This window comes from Streptomyces sp. NBRC 110035, from assembly GCF_000829695.1.
Classification (GTDB): domain Bacteria; phylum Actinomycetota; class Actinomycetes; order Streptomycetales; family Streptomycetaceae; genus Streptomyces.
Genome location: NZ_BBNN01000045.1, coordinates 29678 through 46636 on the forward strand (window position 1 = coordinate 29678; position 16959 = coordinate 46636).

The following is a 16959-nucleotide window of genomic DNA, read 5'->3' on the forward strand; positions in this document are numbered from 1 at the left end:
TCGACGGGGACGATCGGGTCGCCCCCTGACCGCCCACTGAGCGTCATCGAGCTGCGGGCTTCAGCCGCGAATGCGTACCCCCCTGCGATCCCCCCCCATGCGCCCCCATGCGGCCTCTCACCATGCGACGCACACACCCTGCCGTCACCGGGCGGAGCAGTGGGTCCACTCCAGGGAGGGCACGCCGCCCGGCATCGGAGCCCGTCACACCCGCTCGACCGACCGTTTCGGAACGGGGCTGTCATGGCCGGGGCGGGGGTGTGGAGCGCGCGACGCGGAAACCCACGTCGTCGATCCGGAAGGTCGGGTGGCTGCGCCGCCGCACCGACGCCCGGCAGCTCCAGTGCTCGTCGGCCCATCCACCGCCACGGAGTACCCGGTAGGTGCCGTACACCTCGGCGTCGTAGACGTCCCAGCACCAGTCCCACACGTTGCCCAGCATGTCGTACAGACCCCATGCGTTGGGCTGCCTGCCGCCGACAGCATGGATCCGCCCGTCGGAGTTGCCCTGGTACCAGGCGACCTCGTCGAGCCGGCCGTACCTCGCGCCCGTGGTCCCCGCACGACAGGCGTGCTCCCATTCGGCCTCGGTCGGCAGCCGGTACCCGTCCGCGGAGACGTCCCACTCGGCCGTCCCGGCGTCGACGCACAGGTCGTACGCGGGCATCAGCCCCTCGCGCCGGGACAAGGCGTTGCAGAACCGGACCGCGTCCCACCACGAAACACCCTCGACCGGCAGCCGCTCGCCTCGGGTACTGCTCGGCCGCCGGCCTGTGACCCGTGCGTACCAGGACTGGGTGACCGGGAACGCCGACATCCGGAACGGCGCGACCTCGACCGGCCAACTGCTCTGCGTCCGCCGGTCCGACAGCGTCACCCGTCCCGGCGGGACGGCGACCATCCCGTTTTCTGCCCCCACGTCCACAAGGGCCCACCCTACCGGCGTCCTCCCACCGCCCCACCGCTCTCCGAGGGATCCGAGGAGGCCGCGGAGCCGTTGCCGGTCCGGTGGCGAGGCCCGGGCCGGTGGCGCGGTCCGATGACGTCGAGGGTCCGGGGAGTACCCGCGACGCCATGCCTTCCGATGTCCGTCGACGCCGCCGGTGAGCATCCCTCTCTTCAACAGTGTGGTCACGATCGGTCTCCCGGACGTTCGCACCCGCGCCCGTGGTGTGACATGACCAGGACCATGTAGCACGATCGAGATCACACACAAGCGGTAAGTCCTGAAGCGAGACGAACGAAAAGACGAACGAGAAAAAAGGGGGGAACCGTGGCACAGACGAGGACCCAGAACCTACGCAGGATGGCCTCGACGGTGGCGTCCGGTGCCGACCCGCGGCAGGTCGCCGAAGAGGAGATCCAGCAGCGCACCGGGCGGCAGCAGAACCACGGGCAGGACGGCTCCGGCAGGGACGCGTCCCCGCCGCAGGAAGAGGGCATGGACCCCGCGGACTTCCCGGCCGCCCGCGAACAGGGCGGCTCCATCGCCACGGTCATGCACCAGAAGACCGTCGCTCTCGACGAGGCCGGCGAAGCGCTCAACCAGAGCGAGCAGCAGCGCGAGGGCCGGGAGCAGGTCCATGCGATCTGCCCCATGGTGCTGCCGAAGGGCCGCTCCTTCCTGAGCATGCTGCCGGTGCTGTCGCTGCTCGTCCTGGGCGTGGTGGGAACCGCCGTCGTGTCCACCGCGGACGACAGCCCGCTGACCAACCCGCTCTTCGGGCTGCACTACTGGATCATCTCCGTGCTCGCGGTCCTGTTCGTGTGGTGGCGGCAGGGCATGGTGATGGTCCCGGACGGCTGCCAGGCGCTGATCACACGGTTCGGGAAGCTGGAGAAGGTCGTCGGCCCCGGCCGGGTCGTCCTGATCAGCCCGTGGAAGCGGGTCTCGTACATCCTCAACACCACCCGCGAGTACCCGTTCAACGCTCCGGTGCGCGAGGCCCCGACCAAGGGCGGCGTGAAGGCCTCGATCGACCTGTTCATCCAGTTCCGGATCAGTGACCCGACCGAGTTCGTCTACACACTGGGTGCGGTACGCGGCTTCGAGGAGAAGCTCAGCAACGCCGTCAGCGAGACGATCCGCAGCCTCATCTACGAGCAGGAGGCGGCCGGGATCTACGACATGGTCGGCGAGGACACCGGCCGGCTCCTCGAGCAGCTGAACCAGCAGTTCCGGCCCGCGGTCGAACTGACCAACGCCAACATCACGCACGCCGAGCCGTCCGACCGCGCGTACCGCATGGACCTGGCCGCGCCGGAGATGGTGCGGATGGCGAAGGAGGCGTACACCCACGAGTACGCACTGATGCTCCGCAAGGAGCAGGACGAGGGCGACCTGAGCAAGGAACTGGCGACCAGCCACGAGACGCTCTCCGCCATCGAGGCCGACATCGCGCAGTACCAGGCGCAGATGGACACCGCCGTGGAGCGTGAGACCAACCGCGCCCAGGCGCTGGCCCGTCAGCGCTACGTCCAGGCCGAGTCCGAGGCGAAGGCCAACGCGGCACTGCTGGAGGCACAGGCCCTCGACATCCGCGCGATGACCGCGGCCGAGGCTCCGGAGATCCTCGAGTACCGCTACCAGCAGCAGATCCTCGACACCCTCGAGCAGGTCGCCGACCGCCTGCCGCGCCTGGTCCGCATCGGAGGCTCGGTGGACGGCAGCGGTGCCGTCGGAGTCGACTTCCTGCAGCTGGCCCGGGAGCTGGTCGGCGAGCGCGGGGAGGAGCTGTTCACCGAGGCGGACATGGCCGCCGTACGGTCGCGGCTGACCGAGGTCGCCGACCGCATCGCCGGACGCCAGGCGGAGATCGGCACGCTGCTGGAGGCCGAGCGGCCGACCGTCCCGTCGGCGCCGATCGGAGAGACGGCGGACACCGCGGGTGTGGCGGACACCGCGGGTGCGGCGGACACCGTGGGTGCGGCGACCACCGCGGGTACGGCGGACACCGCAGGCCGGACCGCCCGGCACCATGCCGAGAAGCACGAGGACCCCGACGCCACCGACTTCTCCGAGGAGGCCGGTCAGTGAGTACCGCACGTATGAACCGCAGGTCGGTCATCTCCGAGGCGGTGGCGCCCTGGAGCGACATCGCCCAACTGCTGCGCGGCGGTGAGTCCGGCGCCCTCACCCCGGTCATCATCCCCCGCCACCGGCGCAGGCTGTGGTGGATGCTGCCCCTGTGGCTCGGCCTGTTCGCGCTCCTCACGGGCGTGATGCTGACCCTGCGCGAGGCGGATGCCGACGGCGCCGCGGACATCGCGTACGGCGCGCTCGCCACCCTCTCCTACGCCGCCGGGGTCGTCCTGCTCCTGGCCGGCGGGCTCTGGTGGTGGCGTTCCTCGATCGTCGAGATCGAGCAGGGCACCCACGGCGTCCTGACCCGCTACGGCGCGGTCACCGGCACTCTGGACGCCGGCCGCCACTACCTCTGGCACCCGTGGTCGAGGGTGGACTTCGTGGTCGACGTGGCCACCGAGATCCCGTATTCGGCCCCGGTGATGGCCTGCCCGACGCAGGAGAACGTCCCGCTGCGGTCGATCGAGTTCTTCCTGAAGTTCCGCATCACGGACGCGGTGCTGTTCGTCCGCACCATCGGCGCGGGCAACTTCGACCTGGTCCTGTCCAGCGCGGTCCAGGACGCCATCCGGCAGCGGGCGCGCAGAATGCGCACGGAGCGGGCGTACGACCTGCGCGGCTCGGACGTGGCCGACATGCAGGAGCTGCTCAACAGCCAGCTCTCGCGCTACGGCGTGCGCATCACCGGCTCCAACATCCCGGACGTCCAGCTGCCGACCCAGTACCAGCAGCACCTGGCCACCAGGGAGCGCATCGCCAAGGAGCGCACGGCGTACGAGCAGGAGTGGGGCCTGATCCGCAAGCGCCGTATCGACAGCCTGGGCATGGACATCGAGCGGGCGAAGAAGGTGCGCGACGCGCGCATCGTCGAGGTGAAGGCCGCGTTGAACAGGGCCCGTGAGCAGGTCGCCCAGCTGCTCGAGGAGCAGGAGACCAACGCCCAGCGGGTCCGTTTCGAGATCGAGACCCGCGGCCGCAGCGGCCTGATCTCCGCCGAGAACGAGGCCCGCGCCCAGCGCGCCCTCGCCCAGGCCTACCGCGACAACCGCGCGGTGCTGCAGTACGAACTGGCCCGTCGCCGCCTCGAGGTGGGAGCGGAACTGGTGCTGAAGGCACCGCAGCCGGTGGTCGTACGCACCGACGGGGGCAGCGGCGACCACTCCGCCCTCTCGACGCTGATCGCCGCACAACTGCTGCCGCGGATGGCGGGGCTGCCCGAGTCCGCAACGCCGTCCTCCGACGGTGGAGGAGCGGACGGTGAGGCCTGAGGCACGCGGCCTCGCGCGGTGCCGCGGCGAGGCGTAGGCCCCCCTCTCGAACGCGGTCGGAGGGTTTCCGTCGCCTTCCGGAAGGAGGGTGCGGATCCCGCCCCGGGCAGGGGTGGGATCCGCACCGCACCCGGCGCGTCAGCGCAGGAGGGGCCCCGAGGAGAGCGGAAGGAGGGCTTCGCCGGCGACGCCGAGGGCGAGGGAGACGGCGCCGGCCGTGTAGGAGGTGACGGCGGCCCAGCGGCCCAGGACCGCATGGGTGCCGAGGGGCGCGGGCTCCGCGGTGACGAAGAGGGGGGCGAGCCAGCGCAGGTAGTAGAAGAGGGAGGCGACGGTGTTGACGACGGCGAGGGCCGCGAGCCAGGCGTAGCCGCCGTCGACGGCCGCGCTGAAGATCTCCAGCTTGCCGAGGAAGACGCCGGTGGGCGGGGTGCCGACCAGGCCGAGGAGGCAGACGACGAGGACGGCCGCGAGACCGGGGCGGTGGCGGGCGATTCCGCGGTAGTCGGCCAGGGTGCGGGCGTGGGGGAGTTCGGCGACGACGGCGAAGGCGCCGAGGTGGGTGGCGGCGTAGGCGGCCAGGTAGAACAGCAGGCTCCTCTGGGCCAGGTCGGTGCGGGTGGCGACGGCCAGGGCCATGAGGAGGTAGCCGACCTGGCCGATGGTGGAGTAGGCGAGCAGGCGTTTGACGGAGGTCTGGAAGAACGCCGCGAGGTTCCCCAGGGTCATGGTGACGGCGGCGAGGACCGCGAGCAGCAGCGGCCAGTTGACGTCGCTGCCGGAAAGCGCCTGGTGGAGCAGGCGGTAGCCGGCGATCAGGCCGCCGACCTTGGGGAGGGTGGTGACGTAGGCGGCGACCGGTGCGGGTGCGCCGTCGGTGACGTCGGGCACCCAGAAGTGGGCCGGGACCGCGCCGGTCTTGAACAGCAGTCCGGCGAGTACGCCGACGAGTCCGACGGCGACGAGGCCGTAGGGGGCGGTGGGCAGGGTGGTGTTCAGCTCGCGGTAGAGGGTTGCGTGGCCGGCCGCGTACAGGAGGGCGGTGCCGGCGAGCATGGTGGTGCCGAGCAGGGCGCCCATCAGGTAGTACTTCAGGGCGGCTTCGGTGCCGGAGGCGTCCTTGGCGAAGCCGGCGAGCGCGTATGCGGGGATGCCGGCGAGCAGGTAGGCGGCGAAGAGCATCAGCAGGTCGTTCGCACCGATCAGGGCCAGGGTGCCCGCCCCGGTCAGGCACAGCAGCACCCAGTACTCGGCCTCGCGCTTCTGGCCCCGTACGGTCTCCACGGACATGCCGATGATCAGCAGCAGGGCGGCGAGGACGATGAGACGGCCGACGCCCGTCGCGGTGTCGACGGCGAACGCGTCGGAGAAAACGGTCTGTTCGCGGTCGGTGGCCATGGTGACCGCGGTGGCCGCCAGCCCGGTCGCGCAGGCGGCGGCTGCCAGGACGCCGATGATCCACTGGCGGCGGCGGGGCAGCCAGGAGCCGGCGAGCAGACCGGTGACGGCGGCGCCGACCAGGGAGAGTTCCGGGACGAGCGCGGTCAGGTCCTCGTTCACCGTGCCACCAGCCCGGTGAGGGTGCGGCCGGCCGGTTCGATGACGTCCAGGAGCCAGCGGGGTACGACGCCGATCACCAGCGCCAGGGCGAGCAGGGTGATGGTGGGCAGGGCCTCGTGGCGGTGCAGGTCCGCGATGCCGCCGGTGGGGATGGTCTGCGGCAGGCGCGGCACGCCGAGGAACAGGCGCCGCAGCGCGGTCAGGAACAGGGCCGCGGTGAGCAGGACGCCGGTCAGGGCGATGGCGGTGGCGACCGTCTGGGAGGCGAGGGAGCCGGTGAAGATCTGGAACTCGGCGATGAAGCCGGAGAAGCCGGGGATGCCGAGGCCGGCGAACGCGGCGACGCCGGTCACCGCCGCGAAACGCGGGGTGTGTGCGGCCAGGCCGGAGTAGGCGTCCATCGCGTAGGTCCGCCCGCGGTCGTACAGCACGCCGCTGAGCAGGAACAGTGCGCCGGTGATCAGGCCGTGGCTGACCATCTGGGTGACCGCTCCGGTCACCGCCAGGGAGCGGGCCTGGGCATCGGTGCCCGCCAGGGTCCCGGCGGCGCCGACGGCGAGGACGATGTACCCCATGTGGTTGACCGACGTATAGGCGATCATGCGCTTGAAGTCGGTCTGCGCCAGCGCCACCAGGGCGCCGTAGACCACCGACACGGCACCGACGATCGCGATGACCAGGGCGTAGTGGCGCCAGCTGCCGGGGAGCAGGGGCATCGCGATGCGGACGAAACCGTAGGTGCCCATTTTCAGCAGGATCCCGGCCAGGATCGCCGAGCCGGCGGCGGGGGCGTCGGTGTGCGCGGGCGGCAGCCAGGTGTGGAAGGGCACGGTCGGTGTCTTGACCGCCAGGCCGACGCCGATCGCCAGCAGGACGAGACCGGCGTACAGGCCGTGTCCGGCCAGCGGGTTGGCGCTGGTGAGGTCCACGATGTCGAAGGTGTGCGGGGCGGCGGCCAGGTAGAGGCCGATGAAGCCGAGCAGCAGGGCGAGGGAACCGGTGAAGGTGTAGAGGAAGAACTTCAGTGCCGTCGCGCGAGCGCGTTCGCCGTGGCCCCAGCCGGCGATGACGAAGAACATGCCGACGATGGACAGGTCGAAGAAGACGAAGAACAGGATGAGGTCGAGGGCGACGAACAGGCCGAGGCTGACGGTCTGCAGAAAGAGGAACAGGCACACGTACGAGCGCACCCGCCGCCTCTCCTTCAGCGAGTACACGGCGACGGCCAGGAACAGCAGGCAGGTCAGCGCCACCAGAGGCAGGGACAGTCCGTCGACGCCCACGTGGTAGCCGACCCCGGCGCTGGGGATCCAGCGCGCCCGCTGTTCGTACTGCATCCCTCCGCCGGCGTCGAAGCCCGCCCACAGCGCGACGACCAGGGCCAGGTCGGCGGCGGCGGCGCCGATCCAGATCCAGACGCATGCCCGGTCGGGGACGGCACGCGGCAGGAGCGGCAGCGCCGCGCACACCACCAGCGGCAGGAAGGTGACAACGCTCAGCACAGGGGTTACCTCACCAACAGGATGATCAGGACCAGTACGGCGAAGCCGACGGCGGCCTGCGCGTAGTACTGGTGCAGCAGTCCGGTCTGCGGGCGGCGCGCCCATCGGCCCAGGTTCCGGGCGCCCGAGGCGACCGAGCGGACCGCGGAGTCGATGCCGTCGTCGTCCACGCGGCGGGCGAACCGGGCGGCGGCGAGTCCTCCGCGGGAGGTCCGGCGCACGGCACCGTCGACGACGCCGTCGTCCAGACGGCGGGCGAGCCGGGCCGCCGCGAGACCGCCGCGCGCCGTCTGCCGCACGGCGCCGTCGACGACGCGGTCGTCGAAGAGGGCCAGAGCCCGTGCCAGCCCGAGCACGGGACGGACCACGACGGCCTGCGCGGCCCGCTCCAGGTACAGCCATCCTTCGGCCCCCCGCACGGCAGCGCCGGGCACGGGCGCCGGGCGGGACGCCCCCCACCACGCCAGACCGGCGGCGGTGAGGGCGACGCCGGCGGACAGGCCCAGCTCCCACGGCTCGGGGGACGGTTCACCCGGGTCGCCGACCAGTTGCCTCAGCCACGACGCCGGCCCCGGCAGGGCCAGCACCCCCAGTGCGGCCGCGGCGAGGGTGAGGGCGAGGAGCGGAGCGGGTGGCGTACGGGCGGTGCGGTCCCCCGGCCGCTCGGTGTCGTATCCGGCCTCCGGGTGCCCGGGCAGAGGCCGGGTGACGTACCAGAGGGCTTTGACGCTGTAGACGGCGGCTACGGCCGCCGCCGCCAGCCCCACGGCGTACAGACCGGTCGCCTCGGCGCGGGCGGCGGCGAGGACTTCGTCCTTGGCCGCCCACAGCGACAGGGGCGGCAGCCCGGCCAGGGTGAGCGCGCAGACGGTGAAAGCCGTGCCGACCAGGCGGTGGGAACGCGCCGCGCCGCTCAGGGCGGGCAGCTGCTTGGTGCCCAGCGCGGTCAGCCAGGCGCCCGCGGCGAGGAAGAGCCCCGACTTGGTGGCGGCGTGGGCGACGAGCTGGGTGGTGCCGGCGGCGACTCCGCCACTGCCGGCGGCCAGCACCATGAAGCCGATCTGTGCGGAGGTGGAGGCCGCGAGCAGTTGTTTGAGGTCCCTCTGGGCCACGGCGACCACGCCCAGGGCCAGGGCGGTGACCGCTCCGGTCCAGGCGACCAGCGGACCGGCCCAGCCGGTGGCGGCCAGCAGCGGGTGCAGACGCAGGAGCAGGTAGGCGCCGGCGGCGACCATGGTGGCCGAGTGGAGCAGCGCGGAGACGGGGCCAGGTCCCTGCATGGCCCGCGACAGCCAGAAGGAGAAAGGCAGTTGCGCGGATTTTCCCAGGGCGGCCGCGACGACGCCCGCGGTGGTCAGGTGCAGCCACGGCGAACCGGCGTGCGGCAGGGCGTCCAGGCGCAGTGAGCCGATGCCGGCGGCCATGGCCGCACCGGCGGCCAGGTACAGGCCGAGGTCGGCGGCGCGGGTGGTGAGGAACGCGACCTCGGCGGCCCGCACCCGTTCGGGCTGATGCCACCAGTAGCCGATCAGCGCCCAGCTGGTGGCGCCCATCACCTCCCAGGCCATCAGCAGCAGCGGCAGTGTGGTCGCCGTGACGGTGACGAGCATGGCGCCGGCGAAGACCAGCATCAGCCCGAAGAAGCGGCCCTGGTTCTCGGCGGCGGTGAACTCGCCCACGGCGAAGGCGAGGACGGCCGTGGTGACGGCGGCGACGGTGACCACCATCACCGCGGACAGACCGTCCACCGCCAGCCCCGCCCGCATCCCGGCGAACAGCGGCGCGTCGTCCTTCGGCCGGGTCGCCGCGGCGGCGACGGCCACGCCCAGCGTCGCCACGGCCACCACCACACCGAGGGCGGGAACACCGCGTCGGTGGCGGGGCCCTGCCAGAGAGAGCACCGCACCCCCACCCAGGGGAAGGGCGATCAGCAGCCATACCAAGCCGTTCATCCCTTCAGTTCCCTTGCCATGTCGGTCATGTCGACCCGGCGGGCGCGGTAGATGGCGGTGGTGACGGCGAAGCCCATGGCCATCTCCACCGCCATCGCCACCACGGCCGCCACGATCACCACCTGACCACTCGCGACGGCCGGGGCGAGGAAGTGCCAGAAGCCGGCGGCGGCCACGATGATCCCGCCGATCATCAGTTCGATCCCCATCATGATCATGACGATGGACTGCTGGGAGAGCGCGCCGAACAGGCCGGTGCAGAACAGCCCGGCGGCGAGGACCAGCAGGAGTTCGAACGTCATCGGCCCACGCCCCCGCCGGCCGGGTCGTTCGCGGGCCTTCGGCCGAGGTCGTCGCCGAAGCGGTCGTAACGGCCCCGTTGGGTGGCGAGCACGGTGGCACCGACCATGGTGGCCAGCAGGACGAACCCGAGGGTGACCATGGTGAGCATCTGCTCTTTCATCAGGGACATGCCGACCTGGAAGGTCGTGTCCGCCGGCCGGGTGCCCGCGCGGTCGGGCCACGGCACCAGGAAGATCCCCGCGACCAGGGCGGCGAACACGACGCCGCTGACGGCCGACGCGCCGCGCTTGTTGTGCAGCATCGACATCGGCATCAGGCCGGCCGGGTTCATCATGTAAGCGATCATGAACACGGCCATGATCACCATCTCCATGACCATCATCAGCACGATCACCACTCCCAGGTACGGCAGTCCCAACACCGTCACCACGCCCCCCACGCAGACCAGCGACGCCAGCAGCGCGAAGGTGACCCGGGCCATCGAGTCCAGCGTGAACACCAGAACGCCGGAGACGAGGGCAAGCAGGCCCAGCACCCACAGCAGCACCGTGCCCGTCGTGCCCATGACCCGCTCCTTTCCTAGAGGGTGAGATGGACCAGGGCCGGCACCAGGGCCTGGACGACGGCCAGCGGCAGGAGCACCACCCAGGCCAACTCCACGTACCGGTCGGCGCGGAGCACCGGCAGCCGCCGCAGCACCCACACCAGCACCGCCAGCACCAGCAGCGTTTTGACCAGGGACCAGGACCAGGCCGGCAGGCCGGGTCCGGCCCCGCCGCCCAGGAACAGCGGCACCGCCATCGCCGCCCCGGCCGCCAGCCACAGCCACCGCCCGGCCTGCAGCAACAGCCGGTCCACCCCGGAGGCCTCGCCCAGCACGCCGCCGGCGACGTCCCGCCCGGCCGGGTAGGAGAACGGCCCCAGGAAACTGAAGGCCAGTACGCCGGCCAGGTAGACGACGAAGGCGAACGGCATCCACACCGCGTACCACAGGCCGTGCTGGGCGCCGGCGATGTCGCCCACCCGCAGCGACTGGGCGCCGGTGGCGGCCGAGATCAGCGCGAACATCAACGGCAGCTCGTACGCCAGGCCCTGGGCGAGGAAGCGGTAACCGCCGACCAGGGAGAACGCCGAGTTGGGACCCCAGCCGGCCAGCCACAGACCGGCCCAGGTCAGCACCTCCATGGCGTTGAACCACACCACCCCGACCGACAGATCGGCGACGGCGTGGTTCCCGAACGGGACCACCAGCGTGGACAGCACCGCGGCCACCGGCACGGTGACCACCCCCAGCCGCCACAGCAACCGGTCCGGTGCGGGCAGCCGCCGCGGCTGGGCCAGCAGCGCCCGCGGCACATCCAGAAGCGGCCGCACCGCAGTTCCCGGGGTGACCGGCCGGCCCGCGCCGCGGGCCTCCAGCGCCGCGTTGCCGGCCACGGCCAGCACTGCGAAGCCGAGCAGCATCGCCGGAGCGGCCAGCAGCGCCCACCACGGTCCCGCCTCAGCCACGGACCACCTCCGCCGGGCGGCCGGCCAGCTCGTCAGGATCCGGGTCGAGGCTGGCGACGACGAGACGGGCCGCGCCCAGCTCGGCACCCACCAGCAGGCGGGGAAGCAGCTCGGCCAGGGCGGCCGACGGCGGGCGACCGGCGTCCCACCGGCCGCGCGGGCTCTCCCGTACCGCAGGATCGAGGGGTGCTGTCCCGTCCAACTGCCGTACGTCGTCCACGACGTCGGTGAGCCACTGCCGGTAACGGGCCGGTACGTCCCCGTCGGCCCGTGCGGCCGGGCCGGTGACACCGGCGGCCCGGGCGTCGACCGCGCTCAGCAGGCCGACACCGCGCGTCAGCCAGTACAGGGTCCGTGACCGTCCGACCCGCCGGGCGAAGCGCTCCACCCGGGGCAGGACCACCGGAGCGGGTGCCTCCTCCAGCAGGTCGTCACGCAGTCGCCCGGCCGTCACTGCCTCGGCGGGCCAGCCGACGACGGACAGCAGCCGGCCCAGACTGTCCAGGTGCGCCGCCGCCCGCCGCCGGGCGGCCTGCCCCGTACTCACCGGCTCGCCTGCCGCGGCCCGGCTCCAGGGCCGGCTCCAGAAAGGATCGGCCGGCCTCCCGGTGGGCGGCTCGTCGAGGTCGGCCCGCTGGACGACGTCGCCCTGCAGCACCACGCGGAGGGTCAGTCCTGCGGGCCAGTCGGCCAGGAACGGCCCCAGCGGCAGGTGCAGACGGTCCAGCGTCAGGCCGTCACGGTCCTCGCCCCGCTCGGCCATCGGCAACCCGCCCGGCATCTCCATGCCCTCGCCCCCCTGGCCGCCGTGCCCACCGCCGTGGCCGTCGTGGCCGTCGTGGCCGTCGTGTTCGTCGTGGTCCGCCCGGCCGCGGCCCCCCTGCTCCGACGCGTCGGGTGAGTCCCGGTGACCGGCGTGGTCCTGGTCGTGACCTTCGTGGCGCGTGTCACCGTTCTCGTGCTCCTCGCCCGGGCCGCCGCCGTCCGGGTCGTCTTCGCGGTGTCCGTTCTCGCGGGTGGCCCGGCGGGCGTCGGCGCGCCGACGGTCCGGTGTGCCCAGCCGGGCGCGGCCGGCATCGAGCAACGAGGGCACTTCACCAGGCGTCGTCGCCCACACGCGTGCACGCGGTTGCGGCATGTCCTGCCACAGCCGCTCCAGCGCCGACTGCAGCCGCGAGCAGTCGCGACCCGCGACGACCATCAAGTCGGCCCCGGCAGGAGTGGAGGCCGGCGGCCAGCCCCGCAGCCGCAACTCGCTCTCGGCGGCCAGCCGCACCGCCGTCCCTCCCGGAGTGGTCACCAGCAGCACGCGCGGCCGGGCCGAGGCCAGACGCAGCAGGGCGGCTGTCAGGTCCACCGCAGCGCCCCCTCCCGCCACGCGTAGACGACCCCGGTGAGCAGGACGGCGAGGAAGACGAACATCTCGATCACCGCGCTGGGCCCCATCACGGAGACGACGAGCGTCCACGGGTACATGAAGACCATCTCCATGTCGAAGGCGAGGAAGAGCATCGTCACCGTGTACCAGCGCACATGGAACCGGCTCACCGCATGCTCGTCGGGCTCCAGACCCGACCCGAACGGCTGTGCGACAAGCGGAGTCTGCGTCACCCGCAGCATCCACGCGGCCCCGTACACACCGGCGACGGCCAGCGCGGCGACACCCAGGAGGGACAGTGCTGCCGTGAAGCCGCTCACCTTGTGCCACCGCTCACCACAGCGGCCGGCGCACGAGGAGGCACACGTCCTGTGGAACTCCCGACCGGCGGGGCTTCCGCCCGAGCCATCTCGTGTACTCCCTTCCACCCGCGTCGTCCCGCCGCGTACCCCCGGGGCATGGCCGATCCAGGAGGGTTGTGCGGCAGCCGGAGCGGTTCCCCGCACGGCGCCTCGTCCGGTGTCCGTCCGATCATCACGGCCACGGTGGTGCAGGCACGTCCGCCACGCTGGACGGCCGCTGAACAGGCACCGCAAGGACCAACCCGCACCCGCGGCCCGCGGACCGGCCGGGCACGCCACGGCCGCGCGAGCGGCACCGGCACCGCGCCGCGGGTCCGCTTCGCCGCCCGCACAGCCTCTGGCGCCGAGGCACCGGGGGCGTGCGGACCCACGTCAAGCGCAGCCCGGCGGACCCCGCCGTAGTCACCCTGGACCGCTGGGGGGCCTTTGCCCGACACCTGCTCAGACACTCCGGTACCGGCCCGAAACCCTCGACGGTCCCATGACCGGTACCGGCCTCGCCTCGGTGACCCGACCTCACCCTGACGAGCCGGAGCCGGTGTCGGCTGCGCCGCCGGCCGTCACCGCGGGCCCACCCCGGGCCGGCAGGAAGCCCACCAGGTCCTCGCCGTCGGACGTGCACCGCCCGGGCACGGGGCCGCCCGCCTCGAGAACGGGCGGACCCCCACCACACTCCGCACCGACCCCGCCCGGGCCCCCGCCCCCCTGCGCGCCCTGTTCGTCCCGAGGGGCCTCGGAGTCGACCGCTGACGCACGGCCTTTTCCGCGGCCTCTCGCCCACGACCGGCACGAGCGCCCCGAGAGCCGATCGCACCAGTGCCTTGACCTGCTACTTCAAAGGGGCGGAGGTCCAGGGCGGTGCTGGTCGGGGCACACGTCTGCGGTTCCTCGCCGCCGCATGAACGTTCTGCGCCCGTGGCGCACCGGCGTGATGTTTGACCGGGGGGTGGGAAGGTACTCATCGGCCGTCGCCCGGCACGTTCGCGCCGCGGTGCTCTCTGATATGCGCTCCTCAATCCGGTGAATAGCGAGAAACGCGGCGCCAAATTGCGGGCCCCGGGAAGTCGGCCGCCACATTCGGAACCTCGAATTCCGTGCACGTAATCGCGATGTGACGCCGGACACATGGGTAAAGCCTTGATCAAGTGGATCCGGTGGTTCGTATACTGGCGGCGCGCTCGGTGCCGCGGATTGACCGCCGCTTCACGAGGTCTCAGTCGAGGGGGAAGCTCATGCCGCTGAGTAAGACGGACCAGAATGACACGGCTCCTCCGGCCCTCGCCTGACCGTCAACGCAATTGGTGCTGATGGCTGTTTGGCAGGCGTGAGCCATCTCCTTCCTCGAGTGTTCCACTGCATCGGAACCCGGCGCCCCACCGTCGGACGACCACGAGGTTGATAGGTGAATCGTCATACTTCCTTAAGAGACTCCCACCTCAGGCTAGGAAACGATCACTTGAGAATTCTCCAACTCGTCTCCCAGGGCTGCACCATGACGCAGGTGGCCCGCCGCATGGAGATGAGCGACCGCACCCTGCGGCGCAAAGTACGGTCCATATGCGACCGCGTCGACGTGGAAACCCCGATAGAGGCAGTGGTCTGGGCCGTGCGTCGAAGAATCATCTGAGCGGCGCGGGCGGAGGAGGCGCAGGGACGCGAGAGCGTGCGCGGCGACGGCCGGCGACGGGAGGAAACCGTCGACGGCCGCCGCCTCGTACCCGGGCCCGGTGACGGTCGCGCCGTCGGCGGCTGTCCCGCACGGCGTGCACACCCTCGTCGTCGGTGGCCGATTCCGGTCACTTCGTTGTCCGTCGGCCCCGCCCCGCGATAGAAAACGTCTGTGGCAGGCGAAACGAGCACATACCCGCAGGGCCGGCCTTCCGCGTCGGCTGTCGACAGTCCCGTGGACGCATCGGTCGAACAGCTCCTGATGCGGCTCCGGTTGGGTTCCCTGAGTTCTTCGGAGGTCTCTTCCTATCCCGGCCGGAACGAGAACTGGGCCGGTGTCACGGACACCGGTCATTCGGTATTCGTGAAACGGCTCAAAGGGAGCCCCGGGGAATCCCGGAAGCGATACCGAAGGATCGTGGCGTTCGAGCGCCTCGCCAACGGGGGTGCCCGCCCCTTTCCCCGCCCGGAGTTCCTCGGCGGGGACGAGGGGCACCGACTGCTGGTGTTCCGGATGCTCGACGACATCAGGTCCGGCAGTGAACTCGCCGCGGAAAAGGAGTTCACCGAGTCCATGTCGGCCCGGGCGGGCCGGACCCTGGCCGCGCTGCACCGACTCCCTTTCCGGGAAGAGGACTTCCCCGAGCCGGACCCCCATCCGTTCCCGCCGGTCGACGACCTGCGGTCGCTGCCGCTGGAGACGTACGTCCACGCCACCGGCGCCTTCGTCCAGGCGTGGGGGCTGTTGCAGCGCGACGCCGCGCTGCTCGAGGAACTGGAGCGGCTGCGGGCGGCCGAGGACCGGGCCGCCCGCGTCCCCGTCCACGGCGACCTGAGGCTGGATCAGTTCCTGCTCGCCGACACCGCGTTCCACGTGAACGACTGGGAGGAGTTCCGGCTCGGGGACCCGGCACGCGATGTCGGGGCGTACGTCGGAGAATGGCTGCACCGCGCGGTGCTGCGGATTCCCGCGCAGGAGACGGACGACGCGTTCTCGGCCGTGCTCACCCACGAGGAGGTCGTGGCGCGCGGCAGCGAGGAACTGGCCCGCGTGCTGCCGCTGATCTCCGCGTTCCACCGCGGTTACCGCGAGGGCGGCGGCCCCGAGGACGACGGACTCGTGGTGCGCGCCACGTCCTACGCGGGGTGGCATCTGATCGACCGGCTGATCGCCTCGACCAGGGAGAGCGGCCGGCTGTCGGCCATCGTCCGGGCGGCGGCGGGCATCGGCAGGACCGCGTTGCTCGACCCGCGGAGCTTCGTGCGCACGGTCGGCCTGGGGGAGGCCTCGTGAGCACGACCACCGAAGAGCCCGTCCCGTACGGGGAGCGGGCGGTGGAGCGGCCCGCCGCGAACGGGGCGCCCGCACCGGTGCTGTCGGCCGGTCTCCGCCTCGCGCTGGAGGACGTGCACATCGCGCCGGACGGCCGGACGGCCCGGGTGCGGGACGACGAGGTGACCGCCGAGTCCCCGTCGGCGATGCGCTTCGCCCTCGCCCGCACCCTGTACGAGGTGCTGCACACCGGGCGCGGGGTCAAGGACCGCGAGGCGCCCAGGACCCTGCGCGCACCCGGCTACGAGGCACGGCTGGCGAAGGCGACGCCGCATCCGGAGACGGTCGCCGCGGGGATCCTCACCGACCGGCGCTCGGCCACCGGCCGGCGGGTCGTGGAGATCGACGGTCTGCGGGTGGGCGTCCCGGACTCGGTGACGCTGCGGGAGACCGGGCGCACGGCGGGCGGCACCGGTCGCCCGGTGGTGCTGATGAACCTCCCGTCGGCCCGCCCGCTCGTCTCGCCCGGCTTCTTCCTCGTGGACAGCGGTACGGGCCGCACCGGCGGCGGTGATCTGCTGCGGCTCTACCTGCGGGTCGCGGACGCCGACGCGGCCCCCGAGCTGTGGCGTGCCGTACTGAGCGCCCTGGAGAGCCGCTCCGTCACCTACCGAGCGAAGATCATCTCCAATCCGGCGAGCCTGCCGCGCAACGACGGCATGGTCGTCTACCTGAGCCAGGGCTCCTGGGACGCCGTCGGCGCGGTGACCGAGGAGGCCCTGGCCACCGGTCTGCCGGAGGGACCCGCCCCCGCGTTCGCCCATGAGGTCGCGCCCGGGGTGACGGCCGCGTGGGAACCGAAGGACGACCGTACGGGCATGCGCGGACTGAGCTTCGGCGAACACCGGGCGCACGTGGTCGCGCGGGCCTTCGTGGCCGCCGCGGAACAGCAGCGCGAGCGTCCGACGGCCGCCGGGCTCGCGGCGGCGTGCGTCGCGGCGAACGTGGACCCCGCCGACCCCGCCCGCAACCTCGACTCGGGCGACTGGCCGTGGCACACGGCCCCCCGGCCGGCCTGAACCGCCGGACGCGCGAACGA

The 16959-nt window shown here is 72.2% G+C and carries 14 protein-coding genes; 5 read left to right on the forward strand and 9 right to left on the reverse strand.

The window, feature by feature from the left end:
* Positions 1-241 precede the first annotated feature (241 nt).
* Entirely contained in the window at positions 242-901 is a 660-nt protein-coding gene (locus TU30_RS28475) for a formylglycine-generating enzyme family protein (RefSeq protein WP_042175341.1), read from the reverse strand.
* Positions 902-1273: 372 nt separating this feature from the next.
* On the opposite strand from TU30_RS28475, the gene TU30_RS28480 reads away from it, so the two are divergent.
* On the forward strand, positions 1274-3037 hold the full coding sequence (locus TU30_RS28480; RefSeq protein ID WP_078878568.1) for an SPFH domain-containing protein: 1764 nt from the start codon (positions 1274-1276) through the stop codon (positions 3035-3037).
* Entirely contained in the window at positions 3034-4353 is a 1320-nt protein-coding gene (locus TU30_RS28485; RefSeq protein ID WP_042175345.1) for an SPFH domain-containing protein, read from the forward strand. The genes TU30_RS28480 and TU30_RS28485 overlap by 4 nt, the downstream gene beginning before the upstream one ends.
* A gap of 138 nt (positions 4354-4491) precedes the next feature.
* On the opposite strand, the gene TU30_RS28490 is transcribed toward TU30_RS28485, so the two are convergent.
* Genes TU30_RS28490 through TU30_RS28525 form a run of 8 tightly spaced genes read right to left on the reverse strand, consistent with a single transcriptional unit; the run spans position 4492 to position 12877 of the window.
* Positions 4492-5913: an NADH-quinone oxidoreductase subunit N gene (locus TU30_RS28490; protein ID WP_042175347.1), complete on the reverse strand. Its 1422-nt coding sequence runs from the start codon at positions 5911-5913 to the stop codon at positions 4492-4494.
* A complete protein-coding gene (locus TU30_RS28495; protein WP_042175349.1) occupies positions 5910-7415 on the reverse strand; it encodes a NuoM family protein in 1506 nt (501 codons plus the stop codon). Before TU30_RS28495 ends, TU30_RS28490 begins: the two co-directional genes overlap by 4 nt.
* Before the next feature lie 5 nt (positions 7416-7420).
* Entirely contained in the window at positions 7421-9367 is a 1947-nt protein-coding gene (locus TU30_RS28500) for an NADH-quinone oxidoreductase subunit L (RefSeq protein WP_042175351.1), read from the reverse strand.
* A complete protein-coding gene (locus tag TU30_RS28505) occupies positions 9364-9669 on the reverse strand; it encodes an NADH-quinone oxidoreductase subunit K (protein WP_042175353.1) in 306 nt (101 codons plus the stop codon). Before TU30_RS28505 ends, TU30_RS28500 begins: the two co-directional genes overlap by 4 nt.
* Positions 9666-10235, reverse strand: a complete 570-nt coding sequence (locus tag TU30_RS28510) for an NADH-quinone oxidoreductase subunit J (RefSeq protein WP_042175356.1) — start codon at positions 10233-10235, stop codon at positions 9666-9668. The genes TU30_RS28505 and TU30_RS28510 overlap by 4 nt, the downstream gene beginning before the upstream one ends.
* A 14-nt stretch (positions 10236-10249) precedes the next feature.
* Entirely contained in the window at positions 10250-11179 is a 930-nt protein-coding gene (locus TU30_RS28515) for an NADH-quinone oxidoreductase subunit H (protein ID WP_234308006.1), read from the reverse strand.
* The gene (locus tag TU30_RS28520) at positions 11172-12536 is read right to left on the reverse strand and encodes a hypothetical protein (protein WP_042175359.1); all 1365 of its coding nucleotides are present in this window, start codon (positions 12534-12536) and stop codon (positions 11172-11174) included. Before TU30_RS28520 ends, TU30_RS28515 begins: the two co-directional genes overlap by 8 nt.
* Positions 12527-12877, reverse strand: a complete 351-nt coding sequence (locus TU30_RS28525) for an NADH-quinone oxidoreductase subunit A (RefSeq protein WP_042175361.1) — start codon at positions 12875-12877, stop codon at positions 12527-12529. Before TU30_RS28525 ends, TU30_RS28520 begins: the two co-directional genes overlap by 10 nt.
* A 1498-nt stretch (positions 12878-14375) precedes the next feature.
* On the opposite strand from TU30_RS28525, the gene TU30_RS34810 reads away from it, so the two are divergent.
* The 3 genes from TU30_RS34810 to TU30_RS28540 all read left to right on the forward strand — a co-directional run bounded on the left by TU30_RS34810 (position 14376) and on the right by TU30_RS28540 (position 16939).
* Positions 14376-14546 (forward strand): LuxR C-terminal-related transcriptional regulator, encoded by a 171-nt coding sequence (locus tag TU30_RS34810; RefSeq protein WP_234308007.1) that lies wholly within the window; start codon positions 14376-14378, stop codon positions 14544-14546.
* Between the two features lie 276 nt (positions 14547-14822).
* A complete protein-coding gene (lxmK, locus tag TU30_RS28535; protein WP_078878569.1) occupies positions 14823-15881 on the forward strand; it encodes a class V lanthionine synthetase subunit LxmK in 1059 nt (352 codons plus the stop codon).
* Positions 15878-16939: a T3SS effector HopA1 family protein gene (locus TU30_RS28540; RefSeq protein ID WP_052479947.1), complete on the forward strand. Its 1062-nt coding sequence runs from the start codon at positions 15878-15880 to the stop codon at positions 16937-16939. The genes lxmK and TU30_RS28540 overlap by 4 nt, the downstream gene beginning before the upstream one ends.
* Positions 16940-16959: the final 20 nt, after the last annotated feature.